Annotated in this window: 2 protein-coding genes and 1 tRNA gene; 2 read left to right on the forward strand and 1 reads right to left on the reverse strand. The window is 57.2% G+C overall.

The genetic code is table 11. From position 1 onward, the window contains the following. Positions 1-50: 50 nt before the first annotated feature. A tRNA-Gly gene (locus tag DV704_RS12050) sits at positions 51-126 on the forward strand. A 12-nt stretch (positions 127-138) separates the two neighbouring features. Here the strand turns inward: DV704_RS12050 and DV704_RS12055 are convergent. Continuing rightward, positions 139-756, reverse strand: a complete 618-nt coding sequence (locus DV704_RS12055) for a TetR/AcrR family transcriptional regulator (protein WP_114799817.1) — start codon at positions 754-756, stop codon at positions 139-141. Positions 757-1,257: 501 nt separating this feature from the next. On the opposite strand from DV704_RS12055, the gene DV704_RS12395 reads away from it, so the two are divergent. After that, entirely contained in the window at positions 1,258-1,692 is a 435-nt protein-coding gene (locus tag DV704_RS12395; RefSeq protein ID WP_233498358.1) for a hypothetical protein, read from the forward strand. The last annotated feature ends 131 nt before the right edge of the window (positions 1,693-1,823 follow it).

Below are 1,823 nucleotides of genomic sequence, written 5' to 3' on the forward strand. Positions count from 1 at the left end.
GGGTTCGAAGGGACCTGGGAGAGTAGGGCGGTGCAGAGGTTTTATTTTTTGCGGGAGTAGCTCAGTTGGTAGAGCACAACCTTGCCAAGGTTGGGGCCGCGGGTTCAAGTCCCGTCTCCCGCTCCAGAGAAAAGGTGTCTATGTCTTCTCTATTAGGCGCCGCCCTAGCTCCATGGTACTTAGGGTGAGCAGGTGGGCGGCGAATTCCTTTTCTAGGTGGGGTTCTCGGCGGAGGCTTTCTGCTGAGCTGATGCACATACTTATTAGCAGATCGGCCAAGTAGCCGAGTTGAGCCTGGTCCCTATTTTCCAGGCCTAGGGGTTTGAGGACCTCTTGCAGGTGGGTAATCAACTCCGCGCGTAATTTTTCGTGTACCTGGGCTAAAGCCTGTCCCAGGGGTGAAGGCTCACGGAAGTATCGCACGAACAACTCTACGAAGATCCACTGCTCTTGCAATTCCGCGAGCAGTCGTTGGTACTGTTCCTTGATCAACGTGTAGTCACCGGCGCCCTGGTGTCGAATTCGCTCGAGCCCATGGACCAGGGTTATTCGAATTCTGTTGCCTATGCGTCTTGCCGCTTCGGCGATGCAGGCTTCCAGGCTCTCGAAGTGCGCGTAAAAGCCTGACTGTACGATGCCCGCTTCTCGGGCTACGCGCGCAGTGGAGATGGCGCCTAGCCCCTTCTGCTTTAAAAGACGTATGGTGGCCTCGATGAGACGTTCGCGTGTGGCTTGGCCGTGGGCTCGTTTGCGCATGTGAGTCTTTATCTCAAACCCGAGCTTAATGTTACGCCGGTCTGGTGTGTAGAGGCTAAATGATAGGTCTATCATTTTGAATTGGGGAGCAAGGCTATGAGAAAAACCTTGAGCCTACTAGTTGGTTTACTGGCTTTCCTGACGGCCTGCGGCGAGCAGCCCACCAACGAGCCTCTAAGCCGGGAGGACGCCCAAGTCCTCAAACTCTCGATTGTTGAGGGCGACCGCTACCTTGTGGCCTCACTGGGTAGTCCTGGGGGTTTGCTCTCGGGCCAGGCCCTTCCCGGACCGGTGGTCCAGCTTTTCCGGGTTTCGGGGTTGGATGCGCAGAACGCTAACTGTGTGGTTAGTACTAGTCCGAGCAATCCTCAAGACCAGGACGGCGATGGCTTGCCCTTTCAGGCTACATACTCTGTGGATTGTCAATCGGGAAATACGGTCTTGAAAGGCCGAATGACCCTGCGGGATAAGGATGACACCAATCCCAGGGGTGGGTATACGTTGGAAACAGACTACTATGAGCTGCGCATCGGTGCGGGCACGCCGGGTGAAAAGTGGATAAAGCTCGATCTGGATTTGGATTTGAGCCCCAGAGGAACTGGCTACGACAGCCGCTTCAACTTCCACCTCGAACTCTACGAGTCGGGCCGGCGCTACAGCTATCGTCGCAACTACACCGCCACGTACACCCCTGACAACCCCAACAATCCCTTTGCAGGTGGAACCTTTAACTATAGCGGGGTGCTCGAGTACCGTACCCCCAGCCGCTACTATCGTCTCGAGAGCGTGGCCAGCGACCTCAGGTACCTGCAAAGCTGCTCCTCCACTTTCGTGGGCGGCACCCTCTCCCTCACCGATAGCCGGGGCAACCGCCTGATCCTTAGGTACAACGGTTGCAACAACGTGACGGCGATCTATAACGGCCAGCCTCTTTAGGCAAGTGCGCAAGATTCCGGTCATGGGCGAGGTGGGGGAGGAGTGGGCCAGCCACGCCGAGCTGCGCCTGGAGGGGGTGCGCGTGCCCAGGGAAAACCTGCTGGGAGAGCGCGGCAGGGGCTTTGCTATCG

Origin of the sequence: Meiothermus sp. QL-1, assembly GCF_003351145.1 — a bacterium.
Taxonomy (GTDB): domain Bacteria; phylum Deinococcota; class Deinococci; order Deinococcales; family Thermaceae; genus Meiothermus.

Bases quoted from the DNA above. Each gene is read 5' to 3' on its own strand.
- DV704_RS12055 (WP_114799817.1), bottom strand. From the start codon at position 756: ATGCGCAAACGAGCCCACGGCCAAGCCACACGCGAACGTCTCATCGAG.